A 24,947-nucleotide genomic window follows, 5' to 3' on the forward strand; every position below is an offset into this window, starting at 1 on the left:
ATCGGCGGCTAACCGTCCAGGCGTCCTGCCTGAACGCCGCCGTCATCACCTCCTGTGAAAGTCAGCTCCGATGCTCGGCCTTCCTAGACTGCAAGGGTTTTCAATCACGCTGAAAGGATGACAAAATCCCAAAACAAAAAGTCGTTTTGGGATTTTGTCAACAATCTGAAAGCAAGCCTTTTGCGGCTTGCTTTTTCATACTCTTGCTGTTCTGGAAGTAAAATCAACATCTTGATAATAGCTGTTTTTGACGAGCACATTCGGCCCGAGGCATCGGACGTGCGGGCAGTGGCAGTTGAGCTCCTTGGCAAGCTCTGTTTTTCTCCACTTCGCATAGGCGCTTGGCAGGCTGTCGGTTTGAATGTTGCCGAGCGGCGGAGTATCTCCGAAATCGGTCACGATGATATTGCCGTCAAAAATATTGACGTTCAGGCGCGATCTGCCGTCAGGGTCGTTTCTGACCGTGACATTTTTCGCTTCGCGCAGCCGCTGTAAAAGAGCGTGGTCTTCAGGATCAGGGCTGCACGCGTAAAACGGCAGGGTGCCGAACAGCATCCACGTATTTTCGTCGCGAATGTCAAGAAGGCGGTGGATCGCTTTCCTCATGTCTTGTAAGCTTAAAGATTCAAGCGCGCTTGCAAAATCGCTCGGATACATCGGGTGAACCTCATGGCGCTGGCATTTCATGTCTTCGACAATTTGCCGGTGAATATGCTCGATGTGAGGAAGCGTCCGTTTGTTGAGCATCGTCTCGGCGGATACCATAACCCCTTCATCAACAAGCGTCCGGCTGTTTTCGATCATTTTTTCGAAATAGCGCGCCCGCTGGGCAAACGTCGGCTTTTTATCCATCATGGCGAAGCCGATTTCTGCAAAGTCTTCGACTGTTCCCCAGTTGTGGGAAATATGAAGCACATCAAGGTAGGGGATGATCAGCTCGTAGCGCCCGATATCGAGCGTCAAGTTTGAGTTGATCTGCGTCCGCACGCCGCGTTCATGAGCGTATTTTAATAAAGGAACGACATATTCCTTTACGGATTTTAATGAAAGCATCGGCTCGCCGCCCGTAATGCTTAAAGAACGAAGGCGGGGAATCTCATCAAGCCGTTTCAACAGAAGGCTGACGGGCAGCGCGTCCGGGTCCTTCGTCTGGAGCGTATACCCGACGGCGCAGTGCTCGCAGCGCATATTGCAAAGAGTCGTCGTCGTAAATTCAACGTTCGTCAGTTGTATATCTCCATATTGGTCAACGTCCATGTAGGCTTCCCACGGATCATATTCCGGGGTAATCGGACGAACCTGCGTTTTTTCTGTCATGACATATCTAACTCCTTTATGATAGGACATACTAATATAGCCCAACTATTCATTTTAGACCTGATCCTTGAGGCGTGCAAGTCATGGATGATTGAAAAAAGGCCGTTTATAGGCTACGATAAAGGAACAAAAGGAGGAGAATCATGGGTAACGCAGTACATGACAAAGAACAGCAAGTCAATTATTTAAAAAACAGATTGGATATGTTTATGTCAGTCATCGATTCTTTAGACCCGGAATCGACCGACCTTGAAGATATTGACAGACTGATCAGCATGCTCGACGACTTGGAAGCCAAATACGAGCGCTTTAAAAAAGACTGGAAATAAAACCGCTGCATTCTTTGCCGCGGTTTTTTTGTTTTCCAAGTGTTGCTTGGTATGAAAAGCTCAGCCCTTCTGCACAATAAGAAAAAAGAAAAACTGGGAGCGAGAAGATGATGAAACGATTCTTTGCCTTATGCTGCGGATTCCTGCTGATGCTGGCCTTCAGCGGCAATGCTGAAGCGATTTCCAACAAGCCGATCCATTGGGGCTTTTCAAAAAGCAAAAACCATCAGCCGGCAGATGCGGGACAAGAGCTGAACAGCCTTTTGCAGCAGTACGACGCCTTTTATTTGGGCAACACAAAGGAAAAAACGATCTATCTGACCTTTGATAACGGCTATGAAAATGGCTACACCCCTAAGGTGCTAGATGTTCTGAAAAAACAAAACGTCAAAGCTGCCTTTTTTGTGACGGGCCATTTTGTCAAAGATCAGCCGGAGCTGATCAAGCGAATGGCCGAGGAAGGACATATCATCGGGAATCATTCCTATCACCATCCGGATCTCACGACGAAAACAAGCCGCGTGATACAAGAGGAATTGGAATCGGTCGATGAGGAGGTTTACAAAATCACAGGCAAAAAAAACAACCTCTACCTGAGGCCGCCTCGGGGCGTTTTCAGCGAGCGGGTGCTTGAAGAAACGAAAAAGCTCGGTTATCAAACGGTATTCTGGTCTGTTGCTTTTGTCGATTGGAAAATCAATGCCCAAAAAGGGTGGCGCTATGCGTACGACAATATGATGAAACAGGCCCATCCCGGCGCCGTCTATTTGCTTCACACCGTCTCGAAAGACAATGCCGAAGCGCTTGATCAGGCGATCACCGACTTAAAAAAAGAAGGCTATACATTTAAAAGCCTTGATGACCTGATGTTTGAAAAATCTATGATGCTAAAGCCCTTTTGAAAGAAATGCCCCGGACGCTGAGACGGGGTTTTTGCTTTGAGCGGAAAAGTTGATGGTTCAGGCTCTTTTATTTCCCCTAGTCAATTCCATAGAATAAAAATCCATTCTATATACATATATTACTAGATTTAAAAAGAAAATAGGTATATCATTGATAGTGAAGGGGGAATTACCATGTCAAAATTAGTAAAATCAGTCACATCGCCTAAAAAATTTATTACAGGAAAACGACTCCTTGAGAACTTGAACGATTACATTGAAGATTATGGTGATCACGCATATATCATTTGCGATGAATTCATTTTAGAACGCGCTCAAAAAGAAGCGGGGAATTCGATTCAGAAAGCCGGCAATCAAGCTGTTTTTGAAAAATTCAATTACGAATGCACACAGGAAGAAATCGATCGTAACCGGGAGCTTGCACGCAATGCAGGCGCTAATATCATCGTTGGGATCGGCGGGGGAAAAACGCTTGATACAGCAAAGGCCACCGCTTATTACGAGAAGCTGCCGGTTGTGATTTTCCCGACAATTGCTTCAACAGATGCTCCATGTACGGCCCTTGCTGTCATTTATAAACATGACGGATCGTTTGACCGATATCTGTTTTTGCCGACGAACCCAGATGTCGTTCTCGCGGATTCTGACATTTTGGCATCCGCGCCGCCGCGCTTTTTCGCAGCCGGTATCGGAGACGCCTTGGCGACGTATTTTGAAGCGCGCGCCTGCTTTAAAGCAAACGGCGACAACCTCGTGCTGATGAAACCTTCAACAACTGGATTGGGACTTGCCCGCCTTTGCTACGATACGCTATTGGAAAACGGCGTAAAAGCGATGCAGGCGATCAAGCATGGCGTTTCTACACGAGCCGTTGAAGACACAATAGAAGCGACCATCTATTTAAGCGGCGTCGGCGCCGAATCAGGCGGTCTTGCCGCCGCACATGCGATCCACAATGGAATGACAGCCGTTCCTTCTCTGCACAGAGCTCAGCACGGCGAAAAAGTCACGTTCGGCCTTTTGGCACAGCTCGTTCTTGAAAACGCGCCGGCCGAAGAGCTGGAGACCGTCATTGACTTTATCAAAGGCGTCGGTCTGCCGTTGACATTAAAAGACCTCGGAGTCGACGAATTTGTCGAAGAAGAATGGCGCCAAGTCGCTCAAAGCGCTTGCGCAGAAGGCGACACAATGGGCAACATGCCGTTCCCAGTCACCCCTGACGATGTCTACAATTCGATCGTCGCCGCCAACGCGATTGCAGAATCTTATCGCGATTAATAGACGAAAAGCCGCTTCCGTGAAGGAGCGGCTTTTTTCTTTGAGGTTTGTCTATTAGTTTGTGAAGCGGCTGTTTGCAGTTCGTTTTTTCTGTATACCTTTTACTTCTAAACCTTCTCTTCCATGTAATATTTTTAAAAGTTTCCAAAAGCGTGCTGCTTGACTCGAGTGAAGTCGCTCATTTCACCACTTCAACCTTCATCCTCGGCTCTTCTTCTATCCCTGATTCATACACATCCTCATTTCCCGGAGCCTTAAAGGTGACGCTGTACGTCTCTTGTGAATGCGGAGACAGTTCCAGCTCTTCCGGCTGAAAGTCAAATTCGCTCGTTATATCAGGGATGAGCTGGATGCGTTCGGTCTTTTTTCCGTAATTGTTCACTTTCACCTCACAGTCCATGTTTCCTTCCTCCATATCGCTCTGATAGCTGCAAGTGCTTCTCTTTTTCATATATTCCACGGCATCATCGCCTTGTGCATTCCATTTTTGAAAGAGCATCAGCTGTTCTGTAACCAGCGGGTAAAATACTGAAATGCCGATAATAAACAAAAACAGCTTAAAGCGGATCCACGGTACTCCATAATAATGGCGCCACGCCATAATGAAGCCGATGATGAGCATCAACATGCAGATCAGAACCACTAAATTGCGGACAGGCAGTCTGAAAAAGTCCGAAAGCGCGTCTGCAGCAGACACGCTTTGATGATTTTCGGCGCTAATCAACAAGCCGAGAACGATCAAGAAGATGCCGGCAAGCCCTGTATGTACCTTCATTTCTTTCCCCCCTCAGTTATAGAAATAGTCGAACAGAGAGGAAAAAGGTTTCCGGTTTTACTTGAAAATGTCAAACCATCCTTTATGCCGGAACCAGAAGATCATGCCGGCGACAACGGCTCCCATCATGACGAGGATGAAAAAATAGCCGTAGCGCCAATGCAGTTCAGGCATGTTGTCAAAGTTCATGCCGTACACTCCGGCAATGAAGGTGAGCGGAATAAAAATCGTTGAGACGATCGTCAGCGTCATCATAATGGCGTTCATCCGGTTGGAGTTGAGCGTCTGGTAGCTGTCCCTTAAATCGGCGGTCATGTCGCGGTTGTTTTCGACGATTTCGGTCAGCTTCAAGAGGTGGTCGTAAATGTCGCTGTAATACGCTTTTCGTTCGCGGTTTTCTTTTGAGATTTCAATGTTTAAAATCCGGTAAAGCAAATCCCGCATCGGAATGATTGTTTTCCTAAGCTTTAGAAGGTCGCTCCGGATATCAAACACTTCATTCATCAGCGTTCCATACGTTTTTCTGCTGTCGCTTTCAGCAATTTCATTGAGGCGGTCTTCTATTTTGTAAAGAATCGGGAAATATTCGTCAACAAGCTGATCCATGACCATATAGGCGATATGGCTCGGTCCTTTTTTCCACAACTCGCTGTTTTCCGAAAGCTGTCTTCTTACTTTTTCAATACCGTCTGAACGATGAAAGTGAAATGTGATGATAAAATCTTTTCCAACGAATAAGTCAACTTCTTCAGACGCCAGCGTCCTTTGATTCAACGCGTGTATGACGAAAAAAAGATATTCTTCGTATTGATCAAGCTTCGGACGCTGCAAATGATGAACGCAGTCCTCAACTGCTAAAGGGTGAAAGTGAAAATGGCTTTTGAGTAAAGAGACTTCTTCATCCGAAGGCTGATCGAAGTCCGTCCAGTACCACTCAATATCTTGATCTGTCAGCCTTTCTGCTTTGATGTCGGTAGATAAAAGTTTTCCGTCCTTTGTCATCGCAAAATGTTTAATCATCGGCACCCCTCCGCTTCCATAGGATGCTGCGATGCCCTGTGATTCATTCGGTGAAAAAATAAAATGTTGTTCTTTTTTAAGAGAATTTGAAACATGGTATACTGTGGACAAAGAAGAAAAAGGGATGGGAAGCGATGTGGAAGGAAACTGTAAGCGTATCACCGCCGTATCATTTTGACCGCGTCTTGGACAGGCTTTCGCTTGATCCGCTCAATGCGGTCAACCTCGACAAAAGGGAGGTCAAGCTGCCGCTCCGCAATCAAAACAAAGAGCCCCGGATTGTCGCTGTGCAGGCGACGGGAACTGTCGAAGCCCCGGCGTTTGCCGTCAGCGGTACAGACGATCGAGACGCCATGATGAAAGAAGTGAAACGGATCTTCAGATGGGAGGAAAATCTTCAGCCTGTACTGGATCACTTTTCACAATCAAGCTTGTCATCAATTTTCGCAGAGCATGCCGGAACGCCGCTGGTGCTCGATTTTCATTTGTATCATTGCTTGATGAAATGCATGATCCACCAGCAGCTTAATCTGTCTTTTGCTTATACGCTCACAGAGCGGTTCGTTCACACTTATGGAGAGCAAAAGGACGGGGTCTGGTTTTATCCGCTTCCCGAAACGATTGCACAGCTCGACTATAACGACTTGCGCGAACTTCAGTTCAGCATGCGGAAGGCTGAATACGTCATCGATACATCAAGAATGATCGCAGACGGCCGTTTAAATCTTGATGAGCTTGATCAATTATCAGATGAAGATATTATGGAAAAGCTGGTGAAAATAAGAGGCATCGGCCCGTGGACCGTCCAAAACGTTCTGCTGTTCGGACTCGGCCGTCCCAATCTGTTTCCGGCCGCCGATATCGGCATCCAAAATGCCATCAAACGCCATTTTGGCTTAAACGATAAACCGACAAAAGAACAAATGGTTGAAATGAGCAAAGAATGGCACCCTTATTTAAGCTATGCTTCCTTGTATTTATGGAGGAGCATTGAGTAGAAATGGAGAGAACATCAGTGAAACGTGACAAAAAAGGATCATCAGCAGAATTAAAAGTCGGACAGCAATTTCCGCTGACGATCAAGCGCCTCGGCATCAATGGCGAAGGCGTCGGCTACTTCAAGAAAAAAGTCGTCTTCGTCCCCGGCGCACTGCCGGGTGAAGAAGTCGTCGTCGAGGCGACAAAGGTTCATCTGAAATTTTCCGAAGGGCGGGTCAAAAAGGTGCGCAAGCGTTCAGAGCACCGCGTCAAGCCGCCCTGCATCATCTATGAGCAATGCGGGGGCTGCCAGCTCCAGCATCTGGCTTATGAAGAGCAGCTGAAAGGAAAACGGGACATCGTCATTCAATCGCTCGAACGGCACACCCGTTTTGACATCGGCAAAATGGACATCAGGCCGACGATCGGCATGGAAAACCCGTGGCACTACCGGAATAAAAGCCAGTTTCAACTCGGGCTTTCGAAAAATGGAAAGATGGTAGCAGGGCTGTACGGCCTTGACTCACACCGGCTTGTCCCGATTACGGAATGCATCGTTCAGCATCCGGCGACGAACAAAACGACACAAACCGTCAAGCAGATTCTTGAAGACTTCGGCATTTCCGTCTACAACGAACGGAAGCGAACGGGCGACGTCCGCACGATCGTGACGAGGGTCGGCTTTGAGACGGGGGAAGTGCAAGTTGTCATTGTCACGTCAAAAGAAGACCTGCCGCGCAAGGAGCTCATTGCAGAAGAAATCAAAAAGCGTCTGCCTGAAGTGACATCCGTAATTCAAAACGTCAACAAAGCCAAGACATCGGTTATCTTCGGCGATGATACAAGGCTCCTAGCCGGCAATATGGTCATTCAGGAATTTCTCGGCGAGGTTACGTTTGAGCTGAGCGCACGCGCTTTTTTTCAGCTTAATCCGATCCAGACGGTCAAGCTGTATGACGAAGTGAAAAAAGCGGCGAAACTGAGCGGGCGCGAAAAAGTCGTCGACGCCTACTGCGGCGTCGGCACAATCGGAATGTGGATCGCCGACGGAGCAAAAGAAATCCGCGGCATGGACGTTATCAAAGAATCGATCGATGACGCCAACCAAAACGCCAAAAAGCACGGAATTGAAAATGCGCGTTATGTCACAGGAACGGCGGAGCACTGGCTGCCGAAATGGACTAAAGAAGGCTTCAGGCCTGACGTCGTCATCGTCGATCCGCCAAGAACAGGCTGTGACCGCACCTTCCTTGATACGATCAGGCAGGTTAAGCCGAAGCGGTTCGTTTATGTCTCATGCAATCCGTCAACACTTGCGAAAGATTTGCAGTACTTAGCGAAGGATTACCATGTCGAATACATTCAGCCTGTCGATATGTTTCCGCAGACGGCGCACGTCGAATCGGTCGTATCGCTGAAGCTGAAATAAAACGCCTTTTTAAAGGCGTTTTTTAGCGGAACCAAAAGGGGGGTCATATGATGAAAAGACTCTGCATCATCCCGTGCGGGGCGAAGAAAATCTGGGATGTCGATCCGGGCATCGGCCCGTCCGCCGCAAAGGATGTCTATCTGAGTCCGTTTCATCGGGCGTGCCGCGCATATGCGCAGACGTTTTTTGCGGATTGGGTGATTCTTTCAGCAAAACACGGTTTTTTAAAACCGGAAGATATCGTTCCTGAAAACTATGATGTCACATTCGGGATGGACCACCCGGAGATTATGGCGGATGATGAGCTGAAGGCGCAAGGTGAACGGAAAAACTTGATGGATTATGACGAAATCGTTATGCTCGGCGGGAAAAAATACAGGCCTGTTTTGAGGAACGTGTTTGGCAGCCGCCAGCAGATCACTTACCCGCTGGCGGGCTATCGGGGAATCGGCTATATGCTGCAGGCGCTGAAGCGGGCTGTCGATGAAGGCCGGGAGCTTAGTGAACCTGAAAACAACTGAAGAGAAAGTGAGTTTTTTAAAATCGCTGGCGGGTTTGCCTAAATAAGGGCAGGGCATGATCTGGAAGGCATTTGTTTGGCGGCTGGGATATCTGGAGGCAAAATGAAATATTCATTTTTGCCTCTTTTTTTATGCAATTTTTTGTAACAAAAAGAGGTTCAGCGGTACTAATAAGTGAATGGAAAAATAGCGGCAGCCCAGCCGGGGAGGGGCTTTATGAAGCTTGAGGAAGTCTACAAGAGTATTCAGCCTTCCGTTTATGCCTTTTTCTACGTTAAGACATTTCATAAAGAAACAGCGGAAGATTTAACACAGGAAGTATTTTATCAGGCTGTGAAAGGCTATCATACATTTTCGGGAAAGTCGACAATCAAAACATGGGTGTTTGCGATTGCTAAAAATGTGTTGAAAAAACACTTTCGTTCAGGAGCCTCAAAAGCCGGGACAAACACGATATTTCAGCATGAGGAAGCGGCTTGCTTATCTCCTGAAGAACACCTTCTGAAAACCGAGAAAGAGCGGCGGCTTCTCGAGGAAATCAACCGGCTTGATGAGGTTTCAAAGGAAATTGTCACCCTCCGTATCTACGGAGAATTATCATTTAAAGAAATCGGCATGCTCACAGGCAAAACCGAAAACTATGCCAGGGTCGGGTTTCACAGAGCAAAGCTCAAGCTACAGCAAGAAATGGAGGGCTATGATGAAGGATAAGGAACGCAGTGTATTCAAAGATTTGCTTCCTTTATACCATGAGGGGCTGTTAAGCAAAGAGTCGGCTGAATGGATTGAGGAAGCGGCCGAAAACGATGAAGAGCTTCAAAAGCTTTTGAAGATGACGGAGGCCGAGCTTCCGAAGGAACATATCGAATCGACTGTTCATGAAAGTCAAATGTTTAAAAAAATCAATCGGAAGCTCTCCTTGTACCAATTGATGTTTACAGCCATTTCGTTTTTTCTCGCGATTCACACATCCCTGTTAAATGAGAGCTTCGGCTTTATTTTGTGGTACGCCGTGCTTGGGCTTGCGGTGTACTTGTTTTACCGGGATATGAAACTTGTGATTCTCCTCTCCTTTGCGCCGATTTTCATTTGGGGGATGGGGGATATTCTGGCCAGCTGGGATGCAGCCGACGGTACAGGGGTTGTGGAGCACCTGCTGTATTCTGTCTTTGGCGCTTTCATGCTTGCTGTTATTCACTGTTTTTTCGCCGCGGCCGGGATGATGATCGGATGGCTGTTCTTAAAGCTGAAAGAAAGTAGTTGATATGATGAAAAAGAAAATCTTGTATAGCGTATTGATCGTGCTGCTCGTTTCTTTTGTGCTTGCCGCATATAACGCCTTCAACGGAAATCCCGTAAGCAAGAAGCTGTCTCAAACGGCGCTTGAGCATTATTTGACTGACCGCTATCCTGAAAAAGACTTGCGGATCGACAGCGGGCTTTATAATTTCAAGTTCTCCGAATATGTATTTGAAGTCACGGATACCGGTGATCAAAAGCGCAAAGATCCCTATCTGTTTTCTTTGAGAGGGTTTGTTCAACCAGAAGTACACACGGACGGTATCTATGAAGAGAACCTCAACGAACCGCTGATGGAGCGGCTTGGAGAAGAAGCCGGAAAAGAAATCAAAACGTTTTTATCGAAAAGCATAAACCATCTGAAAGACGTTGACGTGCATGTGGAAGTATTAAAAGGAAAGCTGAAAGAGGACGCAAAATGGGAGAAAAGCCTCCGCTTAGAGCGGCCGATGGAGATTCATATTTTACTTGATGCCGCAAATGCCGACCGAAAAGACGTATACAAAACGGCGCAAAAGATTCAGCGCCTGTTGAATGAAGAAAGGTACGACTATGAAAGCGTGACGATTAATGCCAACATTTTTGAGGGGGAAGATATCAAAGACGACGAGACCGGCTATGTCAAATACAGCACCTTCTTTGAAAAAAATACGGATACCAGGCTGAAGGATGTTGAGGAGCTAAATGAGTAGCGATCCATCCTTCAGTCTGAAAGGTTAGATCAGATGTGCAAACCGCCGCAGAAAGCGGCGGTTATCTGTTTAATATAAGTGTCTTTAGCGACTTTTTGAAACCGGCCGTCAGCCAATACGCCAGAAGAGAAGTATCCGTATAAAGATGACAGAAAAGCGAAGGCCTGTGAATCCGCATCTCCCTTTTTCATCAGGCTTTTGTCCTGCATCGTTTGAAAGTAGTCTGTTAAATAACGAAGGAGTTCTTCCATATGCTTTAACAGAGAACCGAAAAGATCAGTCATCCTTCCGCCGTCTTGAACAGCGATAAGGTAGAGGGGCTTGTTTTTTTCCATATGAAGCAAATACGATTCTGCAATCAATGTTAAGTCATTCTCCAGGTTCCAAGTGATATCATTTTCAAATACGCGCTGAAAGGCTGGTATATAAGAAAATTGCTGAACGGCCGCTTCCAAAAGTCCGAGCTTTGTGTTGAAGTGGCGATAGACCGTCATCTCGCTGACGCCTGAATGGAGCGCGATATCCTTTACCGTCACCGACTTGAAACCGTATTTTTGCATTAAGTCTAAAGCAGCAGATATGATCCGTTCGTTCGTCTCTTGCAAAGGTGTATACCCCCATTTTATGATAGTTAGTAGTAACTAACACCAGTCTAATCAGGCGCTGAATTGATGTCAACCCGTTTCAAAAAGGATAAAAAGGAGTTTTAATCATGAAAAATATTTTAATCGTCAATTTTCCGGCGGAAGGGCATGTCAATCCTACATTAGGGATCACCAAAGCATTTGCTGACAGAGGCGACAATGTGCACTATCTTTCAACAGAAAAGTATAAAGACAGGCTGGAGGGCGTCGGGGCTACCGTCCATTTATACAAAGATCTGGTAAGAAACGCGCATATTGATCCGAATTCACCGTCCGGCCTTCTTGAATTTTTAAAAATTCATCTCAAAACCTCGCTGTATATTTTAGACATTGTAAAAGAGCTGTCCAAAAGCATTTCGTTCGATGCCGTGTATTATGACACATTCGGTGCAGGTGAATTGGTCAGGGATTATTTGAACATTCCGGGAATCGCTTCGTCGGCTTCATTTCTCTTCGGACAAGAACATATGAAGATTCTGCCGCTGCATCCGGATTCAGGCGCGGAGCTGCACTTGGACAAAGAATGTGAAGACATGCTTAGTGAACTGAAAGAAAAGTACGGCGTCTCACCTAGGCATACAGGACAGTTTATGAGCAATCAGGCGGAGTTGACGGTTGTGTATACAAGCCGGTATTTTCAGCCTGAAAGCGACCGTTTTGGGGATGATGTGCTGTTTATCGGTCCGCGTTTTCCGAAGCGCCTGGACAAGACCGATTTTCCGATAGAATCGTTAAAGAATGAGAAAGTCATTTATATTTCAATGGGAACCGTACTTGGTAAAACTGAGGATTTTTTCAATATGTGCATCGATGCATTCCGTGATTTCGACGGCAAGGTTGTCATCGCCGCCGGCGAAAAGTCGAACTACGCGGATATAAAAGAAGTGCCGGATCATTTTATCATTGCACCGTATGTGCCGCAATTAGAGGTGCTTAAAGAAGCCGATGTGTTCATCACCCACGGCGGCATGAACAGCGTCAATGAAGGCATTCATTACCGTGTCCCGATGGTCGTGCTTCCGCATGATAAAGATCAGCCGATGATCGCCCAGCGCCTGAAAGAACTGAATGCTGGATATCCGCTGTTTACAGAAGAGGTCAATGCTGAAAGATTGAGGGATGCAGCAGAACAAGTACTTACTGACGGAAAGTATCAGGAAGGCATTCAAAAAATTGATGAAAGCTTCAGCAACTGCATGGACATGATAGACGCATTGGCGCGCATTGATGAATATACGGCGCGGAAATCGCTGCAGCCTTAATAGAAAGCCCAGCCGCTTTACCAAGCGGCTTCAGCGTGTCGACAAACCCTCGCATTCGTTGTCAGGCCTGCGCGTCGGTGCTCACGAATTCCAACATTCGCTGTGCTCCGATGCTCGGCCTTCCTAGACTGCAAGGGTTTTCAATCACGCTGAAAGGATGACAAAATCCCAAAACTAAAAGTCGTTTTGGGATTTTGTCAACAATCTGAAGCCGCTTTACCAAGCGGCTTTTTTTTATGCATAAACTCCGCAAAACAGATAAAAATAGAATGAATCATAGATCAGAAAGGATGTTGCATGATGCGCAAACTGTGCGTTTGCCTGCTTCTCGTCATACCGCTGTCATGTACGGCTGTCATATCTTCTGCCTACGGGGAAACACGCGTTTATCAAGAGTTGACCGACAAGCAAAAAAATGAACTGGCTTCTTTGCAAAAGGACATTGTGGAAAAGAAAAAACAGCTGATCAATAAGTATGTGGAGTACGGAATCCTTGATCAGGAGAGGGGTAAAGAAATTAAATCTCATATTGAGAAGCGCTATGAAAAAGAGCGGGAAAACGGGTTTCTGCCAAAGTTGAAGCACCAAGAAGAAAAGTTTCACAAGCATCATATTCATTAAACTGAAATAGACGGCGCCTCATTTTCTTCGTGACAAAAGTGTAAAGACAGGTGTAAACTAATACTCATGTAAACTGCTAAGAGAGTAAAGAGGTGTAGTGAGTATGAAGAAGAACCGTCCTGTTTCAGAGCGCAGACTGCTTGGCATCGCCGGTCTCGGCTGGCTTTTTGATGCTATGGACGTTGGCATATTATCGTTTATTATCGCCGCTTTGCACGTGGAATGGAAGTTGACGCCGCAGGAGATGAGCTGGATCGGCAGCGTCAACTCAATCGGCATGGCAGTCGGGGCGTTTGTCTTTGGCCTTTTGGCTGACCGTGTCGGAAGAAAATACGTTTTTATGATTACGCTGCTGTTTTTCTCGATCGGCAGCGGGTTATCCGCTTTGACGACGACATTGTGGGCATTTTTAGTCCTGCGCTTTTTCGTCGGTATGGGGCTTGGCGGAGAGCTTCCAGTCGCATCTACACTCGTATCCGAAACGGTTGCGCCGGAGCGGAGGGGAAGAGTCGTCGTCCTGCTCGAAAGTTTCTGGGCATTCGGCTGGCTGGCCGCAGCGCTCATTTCGTATTTTATTATTCCGGCCTACGGCTGGCAGGTTGCTTTATTAATAACCGCGATACCGGCTATTTACGCCTTATATTTGCGGATCGCCCTGCCGGATTCTCCGAAATATGAGAAGCTTGCGCAGGAAAGGAAGCCGACCGTCGTGGAAAATGTGAAAAACGTCTGGTCCCCCAAATATGCCCGGCCTACGGCCATGCTGTGGATTGTCTGGTTTTGCGTTGTCTTTTCCTACTACGGCATGTTTCTTTGGCTGCCGAGCGTCATGGTGATGAAAGGATTCAGCATGATCCAGAGCTTTGAGTACGTCTTGATCATGACGCTGGCTCAACTGCCCGGCTATTTCTCCGCGGCATGGCTGATTGAAAAAGCCGGCCGGAAAATGGTGCTTACCGTCTACTTGTTAGGGACGGCTGTCAGCGCCTACTTCTTCGGATCGGCTGAATCGCTGGCGCTTCTGCTTGCGTCAGGTATGTTTTTATCGTTTTTCAACCTTGGTGCCTGGGGCGCGCTTTATGCTTATACGCCTGAACAATACCCGACATCAATCAGGGGGACCGGCGCAGGAATGGCAGCCGGCTTTGGCCGAATCGGCGGCATCCTGGGCCCGCTTCTTGTCGGCTATCTCGTCGCCCGGGGAACAGAGATTTCTATGATCTTTTTGATCTTCTGCGTCGCCGTTATTGCGGCTGTCGCGGTGATCTTCTTTTTGGGGACGGAGACGAAGCAGAAAGAGCTTGCCTAATGTCCGAATTCTCCTTCATAATGGACGGGACGCGAGAATTTGGAAAGAGTTGATTGAATTGAAAAAGAAAGCCATCATTACTGGTCTCTCGTTGTTGATTCTTGTGACAGGCTGTTATGTGTATAACGCCTTTTACGGAAATCCGTTCAGCCGCGCGCTGGCTGAACAAAAGCTATCGGCATACTTGCAGGAAGCACACGCCGGTGAAACCTTAAATATGAAAGGGAGCTCCTATAATTTCAAGTTTGCTGAATACCTTTTTCGTGTGTCAGATGAGCGGAATGATGAGTACATTTTCAGCGTGAAAGGCGGATTGCACCCGGCTGTCACAAACGATGGCATCAAAGAAGCCAGACAGGAAAAGACGAGAGCCAGAATAAGCAAAGAAGCCTCAAATGAGATCAAGAGAGAGCTTGAAAAAAAGCTGAAAAACGTAATTGACGTCCAAGTTTCTCTATCAGGAAGCTATGATGTCAATACAAATTGGAAAAAACTGAAGCAAACAGAACCGATCGCTGTTACAGTTACCTTGAATTCAGGCCGGGACGGCCGGAGGCAGGTCTATGACCAGGCAAAAGTGGTGAAAAAGTTATTGAGCGGCTACCATTATGAAAACATTGAGATTGACAGTATGGGCTTAGACGGGGAAGACCGGCCAGGCTATGTGAAGTACAGTGTGCATGTTTTAAAGGACCGTGCGATAGCCATTGAAGATGTAGAGAAGACGCTTTAACGCCTTCTCTTTTTTTATACGGGGGATATATAGGCGATTTGCACTATTGATGTCCAAGGCCGAAGCGAATAGAATCATATTAAGAACAAATATTGACGGGATTGTTACTGGTAAGGCAGGCAAGACCTAAAATGTGCCAAAGGAACTACAGACCTTAGTGTGCTTTTTTTGCGCCTATCGGCTGATGCTTTCGCATGTTTTAGGTCTTTTTTTATTCCTTTCGCCAGGGGTCTTTGGATGTGATGGCACATTTTTCATTTTGATCGTCTTCTGTTGATTTGATAGGATAGAAAAATTGGAGGAGGTAGATCCGGGTGCTGCATAAAGAGATTGCAAGAGTTCTCTTGCCCCTCATTGGAGGCGCGGAGAATATCATCAGCATCAGCCATTGTACGACAAGGCTGCGCTTCAATGTCAGAGATGAAGAAAAAATCGATATAGCTGCTATTGAAAAGATGGAGTCTGTGCAGGGGACTTTTTTCAGATACGGTTTGTTTCAGATCATTTTCGGTACAGGTGTAGTCAATAAGATTTATAAGGAAATGATTCAATACAGCGATCCGGCTCCTCTTGAAGAAGCCCGGCGGGAGGCGCCGCCAAACATGAACGTATTGACGCGATTTGCCAAAACGCTGTCAGACATCTTTGTGCCGATCATTCCGGCAATCGTTGCGAGCGGATTGCTCATGGGTCTCATCAGTGTGCTTAAAGAATTCAGCCTCGGCGCTTATGGTGGCCCGCTGATGAAAATGCTCGATATTTTTTCAAGCTCAGCGTTTGTCATTTTGCCTGTGCTGATCGGGTTCAGTGCGGCTAAACAGTTTGGAGCAAATCCGTTTTTAGGCGCTGTCATCGGCGGAATTCTGACCCATCCCGATTTACTCGATCCTTCATTGCTCGGCAGCCAAAAGCCGGAATCCGTCGAAGTATTCGGTCTTGAAGTCCCTTTGATCGGATACCAGGGGACGGTCATACCGATTCTCTTATCCGTCTACATAATGAGCAAAATCGAAAAATTCTTAAAAAGAATCGTCCCCCGTTCTTTAGATTTGCTTGTCGCACCGTTTATTACAGTCATGGCTTCCGGATTTGCCGCGCTGTTTATCATGGGGCCGCTCTCACTGATCATCGCTCATTTCGTAAGCGACTGTCTCGGGTTTGTTTATCATTTTGCGGGGGCCTGCGCCGGATTTTTATTTGGCGGGCTTTACTCCTTACTCGTTTTGAGCGGCCTGCACCATAGTTTTTATGTGATTGAAGCGTCGCTGCTTGCAGATCCCGAATATGGGGTCAATTTTCTGCTTCCAATATGGTCGATGGCCAATGTCGCGCAGGGAGGAGCGGGGCTCGCCGTATTTTTGAAAACAAAGAATGCCGCTATCAGAAAGATTGCGATTCCGGCTTCTCTCACCGCTTTTTTGGGAATCGTCGAACCTGTCATGTTTGGCGTCAATCTGAAGCTCGCGAGACCGTTTATCGGCGCATCGATCGGAGGCGCCATCGGAGGGGCATACGCCGTCTTCACACACGTTGCGGCAAACTCTTACGGATTGTCCGGCATCCCGATGATTTCAATCATTCTCCCTCTTGGCACCGCCAATCTCATTCATTATTTAATCGCTTTTGCGATTGCGGTGATTTCAGCATTCATTGCGACTTTGTGTCTTGGCTTTAAAGATGAAAAAGAATAATTCCGTTTTCATTCATTAAAACAGGATGAAAGGAAGGCAGCTATGAAAGTAAAAAAAATCTTAAATAACAATGCGCTCGTCGTCAAGGATGGCGGCGAGGAAAAGATCGTATTAGGTTCCGGAATCGCATTTCAAAAAAAGAAGAATGATATTGTCGATAGATCTAAAATTGAAAAAATATTTGTGATGAAAGATTCAACAGAATACCGCCAATTCGAGGAGATCTTAAAAACGTTGCCGGAAGATCATATTCAGGTGGCGGAGGACATTATTTCTCATGCGGAAAAAGAGCTCGGGATCAAAATCAATGAGCGAATCCATGTCGCTTTTTCAGATCATTTATCATTCGCGATAGAACGGTTAAGCAAGGGAATGGTCATTAAAAATCCGCTGCTTCAGGAAGTTAAAGTCCTCTATACGAAAGAATTTCAAATCGGCCGCTGGGCAAAGGCCCTCATTAAAGATAAGCTGAAGATCGATATTCCGGAGGATGAAGTCGCCAATATTGCGCTTCATATTCATACAGCGAAAACAAACGCGGGAGATATGACAAAAACGCTCGATCTCACAACGATGATCAAGGATATTATCGAGATTATCGAAGATAAACTCAACATTAAAATAAAGGATGAGACGATTTCGTATGAGCGGCTTGTCAACCATCTCCGTTTCGCCATTCAGCATATTGAATCGGGAGAGACATTTTACGAAATGGATGGTGAAATGATCAGCCTCATTAAAAAGAAGTTTGGACAAGCGTTTATGTGCGCAGAAGAAATCGGGGCATTTGTGAAGCGGGAGTATGGCTTTGAATTTCCGGAAAAAGAGCTGTGCTATATTACCATGCATATTCAGAGATTTTATCAGCGGTCTGCTGTTGTGTAAAGAATGCCTGTGTTTAAGACAAAACGGAGCCCTGTTATCGGGCTCCGTTTTTGTTTAAGGTTTCAATTTCCGTTAAAACCGAATTTTCGATTAGAAATCCTTTTACATTGACGTGCGAAGGGATTAACGGGTGCTGTCGGATGGCGGCGACGCTTTTTTGGACGCCTTCGGCCGCATTTTCGCTCGGTGACAGCCATTCATCGATGCTGCCGTACGGAAATTCCGGACGGCAGTTTTGGAAAAGGTACTCTAAAGTTTGCATTCTATCGCTTAAATCTTTGTTTCTATTTAAAAGGTCAGAAATATCTTTATCTGCCGTTTGCTCGTATTTATCGCGGACAATCCAAATTTCTTCCGCTTTGTTCCGGTGGACAAGGGTAATGATATCCCTCATCATATCACCGTAGGGCTGTGAAATATCAGGGAAGACGCTTTTTAAAACAAGGGCGTTCTCAGGCTGAATATTCCCTGCCCGGCAGATGGTCTGTTCAAGCTGTTTCTCCATTCCGATAATCATCAGTATTTTTTTGTTTTCTTCCATGACATTTCACCTCATTCATTTATCGTGTTTGTCCAGTTCTTCCATTTTCCCTCCGGGTTAATAGATGCCAGGTGGATCCATCCGTTCTCCGCCTTTTGCCGGAAGCTGTGATCGCGGTCAAGGAGACGTTCGATAGCATCATCCGGTGCTTCGATCACGATCAGGAGTCTGAGAGGCGCATGATATATTTCGTCATCCGACCGCATGACGGACTGCCACGGGAGACCGGCCAAAAGATCGCTTGCATTTCCTTGCATGACGCCGAGGCCTGAAGTGACGGTTTGAGTTGCCTTATTTCCGCTTCCATAATAATGCGGTGCGACGGTTGACGCGTAATATTGCAGATTGATCCATTGGGCTACTGTTCCAGGCCCTGAAATGATGCCGCTGAGGATGGAGCCGTCCTCGTCATTCCGCCAGTCATAGCTGTGCAGAAAAGCTCTTCCTTCAAGATCAGCTTCGCGTGTAAGCCGGCGTGTGCCGATGATGAATGAAGCATTTCGTGCCAGCCCCCATTCTGGACGGACTTCGCTCCAATCTTCGGCGAAGCGCTCAACTTCATTCCGCGGATTTTGGTAGCCGAGCTGCGGCAGCTCTTCTAAGCGTTCGGCTCCGACAGTGCGGCTCACATCGGGAAGCACCGAGTTGATGCGGTCGAACGCTTGTTGAGCTTTAGCCGGAAGCTCAGGTACATAGAGCCACTGCAGTTCATCCAATGTTGTAATGTGCTCTGCGGCGGCGAATACCGTATCATCCGGAATAAAAATGCCGTCGGAGCGGAGCCTCTGTCTGACGCTCGGAAGGTTGCATAAAGCGGCTAGGACGCGTGCGTTAAAAGCGCCTGATGCGCCTCCGCAGGCGCCGCAGTCCAATGCCGATGCATAAGGGTTATTCGTGCTTCTGCTGGCGTGCCCGCAAATGACAACCAGCGGAGCGAACCGGTCGGTGATCCCCATCATCTTTAATGCCTGTCTGGCATAGGCGGCTTTTTCTTCATCCGTAAATCCGACCGGAATACCGGCATCAGATGTTTCCATACGATCAAGCGAGAGCTTTGCCTGAGGCTTTTTCAGCCATGTTTTCCGCACATTCCGGAAAGTTTGCCCGGCTGTGCGGGGGACCAGGCTGCGCGCGGCCATTTGCAGGCTCAGCCATGGTCCGCTCACTTCGGGAAGGAGCATACCCGCCAATAGATTCTGTTTCATCTTTTTAAAGGCGGAGCTCAGCGAAGCTGCTGCTTTTTTATGTTCTTGATACGATTTAAAGCTTGATTCATCGGCCGTTTCATTTACTCGATGCTGAGGTTTAAGGATGACCGGCAGAGAGCTGTGAGTGTGCTTAGTGCCAAGTTCGCACGTTTCGATTGCCAGATTGAAAAAGCCCGCTGTTCCATACGTTTCAAAAGGGCCTGACTTTTCCAATGCCCGTCGGAACGGCTCTGAACGGACATCAATACAAAATGCAAGCTGGGCCAGCGCCGCTTCACTTTTGGCGGCAGCGGCAGGTTTGTTTGCCGTGATGAGGTTCCTTACCTCAGCAGCGTATGATTGTTCCCATGCTTCCAGCCAGATGCGCCTGCGCGTTAGATCATCAAAGCGGCGGGCGAGTGTTAATCTCGCTTTTTGCTCTGCTGCTGAAAGTTTGAGCCATTCGTCAGGCGCCAGGCCGCCCCAATGCAGCCAGGCCGCAATCAAAGGAACGACCTGCATCTCTTTTTCAGGTTTTGGCTTAGACAGCGGCAAATAAGGTTCAATAAGCATCCATTCCATTGAAAGCCGGATGGCCAAATACTCGAGAAGCAGCCCTTGTTCGTCCTGCGATTGCTGGGAACGCCAAAGCATCATCCCGGCCCATCCCGGAAGAGAGAGCAAATGAGCTTCAAGGTATGCCTGAACGTCTCCATCAGAAATATCAAGCGCTCGGAGTGCTCTTTTCATCGCGTCCCGAGGCTCCTCCGGCCACCCTTTCAGTCGTTGGCGTTCCGCTCGCGCCAGGGCGGGATCATGTTCAACAAGCTGCCGCCAAGCGCTGTAAAACCCTTTCTCGCGATGTGGAAGCCGCCATTCCGATTGTGATTCATCGAGAAACAGCTTGCACCATTTAATCACATGATGATCAAGAAGGTGAGCGGTTTTTTGTCCGGCAAAAACGCTGAGCGGTTTGATCAAGCGTGTTTTTTGATCATCGATTGTCCCGCGCGCGGCTTGTTTGGCAAGCTTTTCGACTTGCCGGGATCTCAAGAGCTGTTCAGGGATTACATCCAGCTTGAGCGCGGCTTTGCAAAACGCTTCCGCTGTTTCCCTCTGCATGCCGGGCTGATGTGAATCGAGCCAATGCGTCAGCTTTTTTTCAAGAATGGCCTCATCGATTTCTCCCCTTTGTTTTGCGGAGCGGAAAATGGAGGACTTTGGGTATATATCAACCTGAAGCTGCTGTTTAAGCTGCCGGGCCGTCTGTTCAAATGTCTGTTCTTCAAGACCCATCCACGGATGGCGCGCGGCAAAGGTTTCAATCGGCCAAAGCGGCGCAATGACTCGTGCTGCTGATTGAACCGATTCATCAATATTAAAGTCCGCTGTCTGATGTTCATATTTGAAGATCAATTGTTTAGACAATGTGGGTGCTGCTTTCATGATTGACGACCTCCTTGAGTAAGATATTGGTCAAGATAATTCGGCCGTTCTTCGACCGATTCAAAATGAGGCTCACCCGTTTTTACAAGACGCAGATAAAGTGCGCCGGACCATGCAAACCGCTGCCGAACGATCAAGGCGCCGGCCGCAGTGCCAGCTAACAAAACGACTACCGTTAAAACGGCCGCCATGACGGGTGGTTGCGCCCCCTGTACAACGGCTTCCTTCAGGAGCCCGTGTAAACCGGAATGAATGATGGCAAACGCGAGTGAAGCCCCCGTTAAAATGAAAAGCCCGGCCATTCGTGTGACGCGACCGTCATTGGCTGTGACAAGCTGTCTCCAAGCAATGAACAATGCCCAGCCTAAAACAAGGGCGCTGATCAATTGATAGCCATCGTCCGCAGCTGAGACCCAGATTCCGATGACGACAGTAAGAGCAAAGGCGCCGCCTATCATGTCCCAGAAAAGAGCCGGTCTGCCCCGTTTAGAGGCGAACGATTCATAACGGCGCACCGCTGATCCGGCTTGCAGGAAAAGGGCGGCTTTGAACAGGCCGTGCAAAATGAGGTGAATAACAGCCGCAATATAGGCTCCTAATGCGCATTGGACGAGCATAAAACCCATCTGCGCGACCGTTGAAGCTGCGAGCTGCCGCTTGTAGTCCGTCTGGACGATCATCATGCCCGTTCCGAGCAAGACGGAAAAGACGGCGGGAACAAGCAGAATAAGCTGCAGCCCATCACCGCTGAACATCGGTGCGAAACGGGTCAGCATGACGCCGCCTACATTTACGAGTCCGGCGTGCATGACCGCGGAAACGGGAGTCGGAGCGATTGCCGAATCGAGCAGCCAGCGATGAAACGGCCACTGTGCCGCAGGAATCATCACCGTTAAAATGATAAGGAGGCCAATCCCGGTTTTCTCCCATGAACTGAGCTGTACAAGGCTTTCCTCCGCTATGGCGGATGATAGCTGCCAGTGTCCTGTCGCGAGAGACAGCCAAAGAGCGGCTGCTGCTATCGCCAGCCAGCTGAGTGCAAAGATTCGGCCCGCATACAAAGCGGCATTTTTGGCCGCTTGCCACGCGCTGTTTAAGCCGATTAGCGCGGTCAAGCCGAAAAGCGTGATACCCCAGCATAAGAGGAGCCAGCGAAGATCATCGTTCAGCCAGGCGCATGAAGCGCCTCCTGTTGTAAGCGTCAGCAGCACAAAAAATTTACGGTAGGAGCGGTCGCCGAACAAATACCGGACAGAGTAGCGCTGGACGATGAAGCCGATTGTCAAGACAAACAAGGCGATCAGCCAAGCCAGCGAATCCAAGCGCCAAGGAGCTCCAGCTTGCCCGGGATTTGCCGTTATCAATGCTGCCAGCGCGGCAAGCGGCGGCAGGGCGATGATCTTGGCGTGAATCCGTACATATGCCAATGGAACCTTTCGATTCAGGACGAGCAGTGCGCTTAACAAACAAAGCGCAAGCGACGCGAAAAATATTTTCAGCCAAAATAAAGAATCTAGCAGATCAAACATCCGGCATCCCTCCGTCGGGATGATGGAAAAGAACATACTGTTTCATGTCTTGCCTTCCTTTCTGAAAACGTAAAAAAGCCGGTATATTCAGGATCGGCCCATTTCAGCCAATCTTTCTGAATAATACCGGCTTATCTTTAACTCATGTTCATGCTTTAAAGATCTTCCGTTTTTCTATGCCAATTTTTTTTGCAGGTCGTTTGCCAATTTAAATACCATGATCCGCTCGCCAGTGCGGGTGCTGATATCCGTGTGAAAGCTGATCGTCTCTTCACCGGTCAGCTCCTTCATTATGCGGCTCAGTTGTTCTATACCCGATTCCACCAAACCGGAGCGGGTTCTTTTAATTGACAGCAGGCCTTCTTTTGTACTGCAAAGTTCGTATTCGGCGGGTGTCAAAATACCGTTCAGGGAAATGATGACCATATTTCTGAGAATGTCTGTTTTAACAGACACGGAGCCGCGGCCCAAATAGTCTTTTTCCCATTGGGTTAAGGTTTTGCTGATCTCCGCCTCCAGAGACCCCTTTGTCACTTTCTGTTTTTTCAATGTTATATCCTCCTGAAAAACGGTATATTTCTTTTCCTTATACATGAGTATAGGGAAAATGAAATATACCGTCCTATCAAAATGTTAATGTCATACATGGTAAAGGGTGCTTTTTCACGCGACCATAGGGATTATAGCCGAGTGCTAAAGCTCTTTTGCATGAGATTACAATTATTGATTTTACGGAATTACTTTTTAAATATCATATCTTTTAAGATTTATGATGTCAATACCGTTCTTTTATGGATAAAAAAGAGGAATGCCGTCTTAGCAGACGAGCATTCCCTTGGCAACTGCATCGGCTTTTTCTTTGCCGTTCAGCAATTCGGCAAGCTTGAGGGCAAATGGAATCGTGGTCGCCGGGCCTCTGGAAGTAATGATGTTTCCATCTACGACAACATTTTCATTTGCAGTGACATCCGCTCCTGTTAAATGTTCTTCAACCCCGGGATAGCAGGTCGCTTTTTTCCCGCTGACAAGCCCCGTTTTTCCGAGCGTCATCGTTGCGGCGCAGATAGCGGCGACATATTTTCCTGCATCCGCCGCTTCTGTCAGCGTCTTGTGCAAAGCTTGGTGTTCCAGCATTTTTTTGCTGCCTACATTTCCGCCCGGAAGAATCAGCATATCCGCTTTTTGAAAATCAGCATCCTCAAACATGACGTCTGCCTCGACGACAATGTCATGCCCGCCTTTCACGCTGCGCGATGGATCAAGCGAGACGGTGACGGTCTCGACTTCAGCCCTCCGTAAAATATCAATCGTTGCTATCGCTTCGATTTCTTCAAATCCGCCGATTAAAAAAACATACGCTTTCTTCATGAAAAAAACCTCCTTCGTCTCTACCGTTCATTCTAACTGCGGCAAAGACATTTCCGCAACTGATGAAGTAGACAAATTGAGACACCCGTCTCGTTTTGTCTCTTGTTTTGGAAGGATGTCCGCCTGAAAAGAGCTTCATGTTCGCGTCGGAGAGCTGGCACGATTTTTGCATCATAACGTGTGAGTAAAAAAAGACAGGAGGTTTTTTCATATGGAAGAGGCACTGACAAAGGAAAAGGCGGTATGGATGTATCAAAAAATGCTGGAAATCCGCTATTTCGAAGATCGGGTTCATCAGCTGTTTGCTAAAGGGATACTGCCGGGTTTTGTCCATCTTTACGCCGGGGAAGAAGCGGTCGCTGCGGGCGTCTGCGCCCATCTGAATGATGAAGACACCATCACGAGCACACATCGCGGCCATGGGCACTGCATTGCAAAAGGGTGCGACTTGAAAGGGATGATGGCCGAGATATACGGGAAATCTGCAGGACTTTGCAAAGGAAAAGGCGGATCGATGCATATCGCAGACTTTGACAAAGGGATGCTAGGCGCAAACGGAATCGTCGGCGGGGGATTTCCCTTGGCCTGCGGAGCTGCCCTCACTGCAAAGTATAAAAAGACTAAAAATGTAAGCGTTTGCTTTTTTGGCGACGGCGCCAACAACCAGGGGACGTTTCACGAAGGGATCAACCTTGCCGCCATCTGGAAGCTCCCTGTCATATTTGTCGCCGAAAACAACGGGTATGGCGAAGCGACGCCGTTTTCCTATGCGTCAAGCTGCGAGTCGATCGCAGATCGTGCGGCCGCCTACGGGATTCCGGGCATTCGCGTGGATGGAAAAGATGCAGCCGCGGTTTTCCAGGCTGCGGGCCGGGCGATAGAGCGTGCCAAAAACGGTGAAGGACCGACGCTTATTGAGTGTATGACATACCGGAACTACGGCCATTTTGAAGGAGATGCCCAGCGCTACAAAACAAATGACGAAAAAGCGGTGCATCAGGAAGAAAAAGATGCCATTGCCGTGTTCAAAAGCGAATTGCTGGCAAAAGGGCTGATGAGTGAAGAAGAGCAGTCACGGATTGAAAAAGAAGTTGAAGAAGCGGTCGAGCAAGCGGTCGCATTCAGCGAAAAAAGCGCTTATCCGGAAGAAACCGAACTGCTGACAGATGTATATGTATCCTATTAATTCAT

At 47.6% G+C, this 24,947-nt stretch carries 25 protein-coding genes; 16 read left to right on the plus strand and 9 right to left on the minus strand.

From position 1 onward, the window contains the following. Positions 1-195: 195 nt before the first annotated feature. The gene (yfkAB, locus tag ACH97_RS22175; RefSeq protein WP_020450574.1) at positions 196-1,317 is read right to left on the minus strand and encodes a radical SAM/CxCxxxxC motif protein YfkAB; all 1,122 of its coding nucleotides are present in this window, start codon (positions 1,315-1,317) and stop codon (positions 196-198) included. 143 nt (positions 1,318-1,460) lie between these two features. Here yfkAB and ACH97_RS22180 point away from each other — a divergent pair, with 143 nt between their 5' ends. The 3 genes from ACH97_RS22180 to ACH97_RS22190 all read left to right on the plus strand — a co-directional run bounded on the left by ACH97_RS22180 (position 1,461) and on the right by ACH97_RS22190 (position 3,826). Next, positions 1,461-1,646 (plus strand): SE1561 family protein, encoded by a 186-nt coding sequence (locus ACH97_RS22180; protein ID WP_003179806.1) that lies wholly within the window; start codon positions 1,461-1,463, stop codon positions 1,644-1,646. A gap of 110 nt (positions 1,647-1,756) precedes the next feature. Continuing rightward, positions 1,757-2,548, plus strand: coding sequence for a delta-lactam-biosynthetic de-N-acetylase (gene pdaA, locus ACH97_RS22185; protein ID WP_041817427.1), 792 nt, complete (start codon positions 1,757-1,759; stop codon positions 2,546-2,548). A gap of 174 nt (positions 2,549-2,722) precedes the next feature. Next, positions 2,723-3,826 (plus strand): glycerol dehydrogenase, encoded by a 1,104-nt coding sequence (locus tag ACH97_RS22190; protein ID WP_020450576.1) that lies wholly within the window; start codon positions 2,723-2,725, stop codon positions 3,824-3,826. Between the two features lie 178 nt (positions 3,827-4,004). On the opposite strand, the gene ACH97_RS22195 is transcribed toward ACH97_RS22190, so the two are convergent. Next, entirely contained in the window at positions 4,005-4,601 is a 597-nt protein-coding gene (locus tag ACH97_RS22195) for a hypothetical protein (protein ID WP_020450577.1), read from the minus strand. Between the two features lie 57 nt (positions 4,602-4,658). Then, the gene (gene corA / locus ACH97_RS22200) at positions 4,659-5,621 is read right to left on the minus strand and encodes a magnesium/cobalt transporter CorA (RefSeq protein ID WP_020450578.1); all 963 of its coding nucleotides are present in this window, start codon (positions 5,619-5,621) and stop codon (positions 4,659-4,661) included. 134 nt (positions 5,622-5,755) lie between these two features. Here corA and ACH97_RS22205 point away from each other — a divergent pair, with 134 nt between their 5' ends. The 6 genes from ACH97_RS22205 to ACH97_RS22230 all read left to right on the plus strand — a co-directional run bounded on the left by ACH97_RS22205 (position 5,756) and on the right by ACH97_RS22230 (position 10,540). Further along, entirely contained in the window at positions 5,756-6,619 is an 864-nt protein-coding gene (locus ACH97_RS22205; protein ID WP_020450579.1) for a DNA-3-methyladenine glycosylase family protein, read from the plus strand. 2 nt (positions 6,620-6,621) lie between these two features. Beyond that, a complete protein-coding gene (rlmD, locus tag ACH97_RS22210; RefSeq protein ID WP_020450580.1) occupies positions 6,622-8,028 on the plus strand; it encodes a 23S rRNA (uracil(1939)-C(5))-methyltransferase RlmD in 1,407 nt (468 codons plus the stop codon). Between the two features lie 50 nt (positions 8,029-8,078). Then, positions 8,079-8,549, plus strand: coding sequence for a DUF6884 domain-containing protein (locus tag ACH97_RS22215; protein ID WP_020450581.1), 471 nt, complete (start codon positions 8,079-8,081; stop codon positions 8,547-8,549). Between the two features lie 216 nt (positions 8,550-8,765). Further along, positions 8,766-9,260, plus strand: a complete 495-nt coding sequence (locus ACH97_RS22220; RefSeq protein WP_020450582.1) for an RNA polymerase sigma factor — start codon at positions 8,766-8,768, stop codon at positions 9,258-9,260. Next, on the plus strand, positions 9,250-9,813 hold the full coding sequence (locus tag ACH97_RS22225; protein ID WP_020450583.1) for a hypothetical protein: 564 nt from the start codon (positions 9,250-9,252) through the stop codon (positions 9,811-9,813). Before ACH97_RS22220 ends, ACH97_RS22225 begins: the two co-directional genes overlap by 11 nt. A 1-nt stretch (position 9,814) precedes the next feature. After that, positions 9,815-10,540: a YfjL-like protein gene (locus tag ACH97_RS22230; protein ID WP_020450584.1), complete on the plus strand. Its 726-nt coding sequence runs from the start codon at positions 9,815-9,817 to the stop codon at positions 10,538-10,540. A gap of 29 nt (positions 10,541-10,569) precedes the next feature. Here the strand turns inward: ACH97_RS22230 and ACH97_RS22235 are convergent, their stop codons facing one another. After that, positions 10,570-11,145 carry a TetR/AcrR family transcriptional regulator gene (locus ACH97_RS22235; RefSeq protein ID WP_020450585.1) on the minus strand — a complete coding sequence of 192 codons (576 nt, stop codon included), beginning with the start codon at positions 11,143-11,145 and terminating at the stop codon, positions 10,570-10,572. Between the two features lie 107 nt (positions 11,146-11,252). Between ACH97_RS22235 and ACH97_RS22240 the strand changes: the two genes are divergently transcribed. The 6 genes from ACH97_RS22240 to ACH97_RS22265 all read left to right on the plus strand — a co-directional run bounded on the left by ACH97_RS22240 (position 11,253) and on the right by ACH97_RS22265 (position 17,685). Continuing rightward, positions 11,253-12,446: a macrolide family glycosyltransferase gene (locus tag ACH97_RS22240; protein ID WP_020450586.1), complete on the plus strand. Its 1,194-nt coding sequence runs from the start codon at positions 11,253-11,255 to the stop codon at positions 12,444-12,446. A gap of 297 nt (positions 12,447-12,743) precedes the next feature. Continuing rightward, positions 12,744-13,067 (plus strand): YckD family protein, encoded by a 324-nt coding sequence (locus ACH97_RS22245; RefSeq protein ID WP_020450587.1) that lies wholly within the window; start codon positions 12,744-12,746, stop codon positions 13,065-13,067. Positions 13,068-13,170: 103 nt separating this feature from the next. Further along, on the plus strand, positions 13,171-14,376 hold the full coding sequence (locus tag ACH97_RS22250; RefSeq protein ID WP_020450588.1) for an MFS transporter: 1,206 nt from the start codon (positions 13,171-13,173) through the stop codon (positions 14,374-14,376). Continuing rightward, positions 14,369-15,109, plus strand: a complete 741-nt coding sequence (locus tag ACH97_RS22255; protein ID WP_020450589.1) for a YfjL-like protein — start codon at positions 14,369-14,371, stop codon at positions 15,107-15,109. Before ACH97_RS22250 ends, ACH97_RS22255 begins: the two co-directional genes overlap by 8 nt. A 314-nt stretch (positions 15,110-15,423) precedes the next feature. Further along, the gene (locus ACH97_RS22260; RefSeq protein WP_020450590.1) at positions 15,424-16,800 is read left to right on the plus strand and encodes a sucrose-specific PTS transporter subunit IIBC; all 1,377 of its coding nucleotides are present in this window, start codon (positions 15,424-15,426) and stop codon (positions 16,798-16,800) included. Positions 16,801-16,842: 42 nt separating this feature from the next. Continuing rightward, complete coding sequence (locus ACH97_RS22265; RefSeq protein WP_020450591.1) at positions 16,843-17,685, plus strand: PRD domain-containing protein; 843 nt, start codon at positions 16,843-16,845, stop codon at positions 17,683-17,685. A gap of 34 nt (positions 17,686-17,719) precedes the next feature. Here ACH97_RS22265 and ACH97_RS22270 read toward each other — a convergent pair whose 3' ends face one another. The 5 genes from ACH97_RS22270 to ACH97_RS22290 form a co-directional block, all read right to left on the minus strand. After that, positions 17,720-18,226, minus strand: a complete 507-nt coding sequence (locus tag ACH97_RS22270) for a carbonic anhydrase (protein ID WP_020450592.1) — start codon at positions 18,224-18,226, stop codon at positions 17,720-17,722. A gap of 11 nt (positions 18,227-18,237) precedes the next feature. After that, positions 18,238-20,859: a DUF2309 domain-containing protein gene (locus ACH97_RS22275; RefSeq protein WP_020450593.1), complete on the minus strand. Its 2,622-nt coding sequence runs from the start codon at positions 20,857-20,859 to the stop codon at positions 18,238-18,240. After that, positions 20,856-22,388 (minus strand): NADH dehydrogenase subunit 5, encoded by a 1,533-nt coding sequence (locus ACH97_RS22280; RefSeq protein WP_020450594.1) that lies wholly within the window; start codon positions 22,386-22,388, stop codon positions 20,856-20,858. The genes ACH97_RS22275 and ACH97_RS22280 overlap by 4 nt, the downstream gene beginning before the upstream one ends. A 174-nt stretch (positions 22,389-22,562) precedes the next feature. Beyond that, positions 22,563-22,937: a Na-translocating system protein MpsC family protein gene (locus tag ACH97_RS22285; RefSeq protein WP_016886253.1), complete on the minus strand. Its 375-nt coding sequence runs from the start codon at positions 22,935-22,937 to the stop codon at positions 22,563-22,565. Positions 22,938-23,204: 267 nt separating this feature from the next. Beyond that, a complete protein-coding gene (locus ACH97_RS22290; protein ID WP_016886252.1) occupies positions 23,205-23,756 on the minus strand; it encodes a DJ-1 family glyoxalase III in 552 nt (183 codons plus the stop codon). A 211-nt stretch (positions 23,757-23,967) separates the two neighbouring features. On the opposite strand from ACH97_RS22290, the gene ACH97_RS22300 reads away from it, so the two are divergent. Continuing rightward, positions 23,968-24,942 (plus strand): thiamine pyrophosphate-dependent dehydrogenase E1 component subunit alpha, encoded by a 975-nt coding sequence (locus tag ACH97_RS22300; RefSeq protein WP_016886251.1) that lies wholly within the window; start codon positions 23,968-23,970, stop codon positions 24,940-24,942. The last annotated feature ends 5 nt before the right edge of the window (positions 24,943-24,947 follow it).

It is taken from the genome of Bacillus paralicheniformis (assembly GCF_001042485.2).
Classification (GTDB): Bacteria; Bacillota; Bacilli; order Bacillales; family Bacillaceae; genus Bacillus; species Bacillus paralicheniformis.

What these genes read in the sequence shown, in the direction of transcription:
- corA (WP_020450578.1), bottom strand. Translation starts at nt 5,621, where the DNA reads ATGATTAAACATTTTGCGATGACAAAGGACGGAAAACTTTTATCTACC.
- ACH97_RS22290 (WP_016886252.1), bottom strand. Translation starts at nt 23,756, where the DNA reads ATGAAGAAAGCGTATGTTTTTTTAATCGGCGGATTTGAAGAAATCGAA.
- ACH97_RS22195 (WP_020450577.1), bottom strand. Translation starts at nt 4,601, where the DNA reads ATGAAGGTACATACAGGGCTTGCCGGCATCTTCTTGATCGTTCTCGGC.
- ACH97_RS22250 (WP_020450588.1), top strand. Translation starts at nt 13,171, where the DNA reads ATGAAGAAGAACCGTCCTGTTTCAGAGCGCAGACTGCTTGGCATCGCC.
- rlmD (WP_020450580.1), top strand. Translation starts at nt 6,622, where the DNA reads ATGGAGAGAACATCAGTGAAACGTGACAAAAAAGGATCATCAGCAGAA.
- ACH97_RS22240 (WP_020450586.1), top strand. Translation starts at nt 11,253, where the DNA reads ATGAAAAATATTTTAATCGTCAATTTTCCGGCGGAAGGGCATGTCAAT.
- yfkAB (WP_020450574.1), bottom strand. Translation starts at nt 1,317, where the DNA reads ATGACAGAAAAAACGCAGGTTCGTCCGATTACCCCGGAATATGATCCG.
- ACH97_RS22280 (WP_020450594.1), bottom strand. Translation starts at nt 22,388, where the DNA reads ATGTTTGATCTGCTAGATTCTTTATTTTGGCTGAAAATATTTTTCGCG.
- ACH97_RS22190 (WP_020450576.1), top strand. Translation starts at nt 2,723, where the DNA reads ATGTCAAAATTAGTAAAATCAGTCACATCGCCTAAAAAATTTATTACA.
- ACH97_RS22215 (WP_020450581.1), top strand. Translation starts at nt 8,079, where the DNA reads ATGAAAAGACTCTGCATCATCCCGTGCGGGGCGAAGAAAATCTGGGAT.
- ACH97_RS22230 (WP_020450584.1), top strand. Translation starts at nt 9,815, where the DNA reads ATGATGAAAAAGAAAATCTTGTATAGCGTATTGATCGTGCTGCTCGTT.
- ACH97_RS22270 (WP_020450592.1), bottom strand. Translation starts at nt 18,226, where the DNA reads ATGGAAGAAAACAAAAAAATACTGATGATTATCGGAATGGAGAAACAG.
- ACH97_RS22225 (WP_020450583.1), top strand. Translation starts at nt 9,250, where the DNA reads ATGAAGGATAAGGAACGCAGTGTATTCAAAGATTTGCTTCCTTTATAC.
- ACH97_RS22205 (WP_020450579.1), top strand. Translation starts at nt 5,756, where the DNA reads ATGTGGAAGGAAACTGTAAGCGTATCACCGCCGTATCATTTTGACCGC.
- pdaA (WP_041817427.1), top strand. Translation starts at nt 1,757, where the DNA reads ATGAAACGATTCTTTGCCTTATGCTGCGGATTCCTGCTGATGCTGGCC.
- ACH97_RS22300 (WP_016886251.1), top strand. Translation starts at nt 23,968, where the DNA reads ATGGAAGAGGCACTGACAAAGGAAAAGGCGGTATGGATGTATCAAAAA.
- ACH97_RS22245 (WP_020450587.1), top strand. Translation starts at nt 12,744, where the DNA reads ATGATGCGCAAACTGTGCGTTTGCCTGCTTCTCGTCATACCGCTGTCA.
- ACH97_RS22275 (WP_020450593.1), bottom strand. Translation starts at nt 20,859, where the DNA reads ATGAAAGCAGCACCCACATTGTCTAAACAATTGATCTTCAAATATGAA.
- ACH97_RS22265 (WP_020450591.1), top strand. Translation starts at nt 16,843, where the DNA reads ATGAAAGTAAAAAAAATCTTAAATAACAATGCGCTCGTCGTCAAGGAT.
- ACH97_RS22220 (WP_020450582.1), top strand. Translation starts at nt 8,766, where the DNA reads ATGAAGCTTGAGGAAGTCTACAAGAGTATTCAGCCTTCCGTTTATGCC.
- ACH97_RS22180 (WP_003179806.1), top strand. Translation starts at nt 1,461, where the DNA reads ATGGGTAACGCAGTACATGACAAAGAACAGCAAGTCAATTATTTAAAA.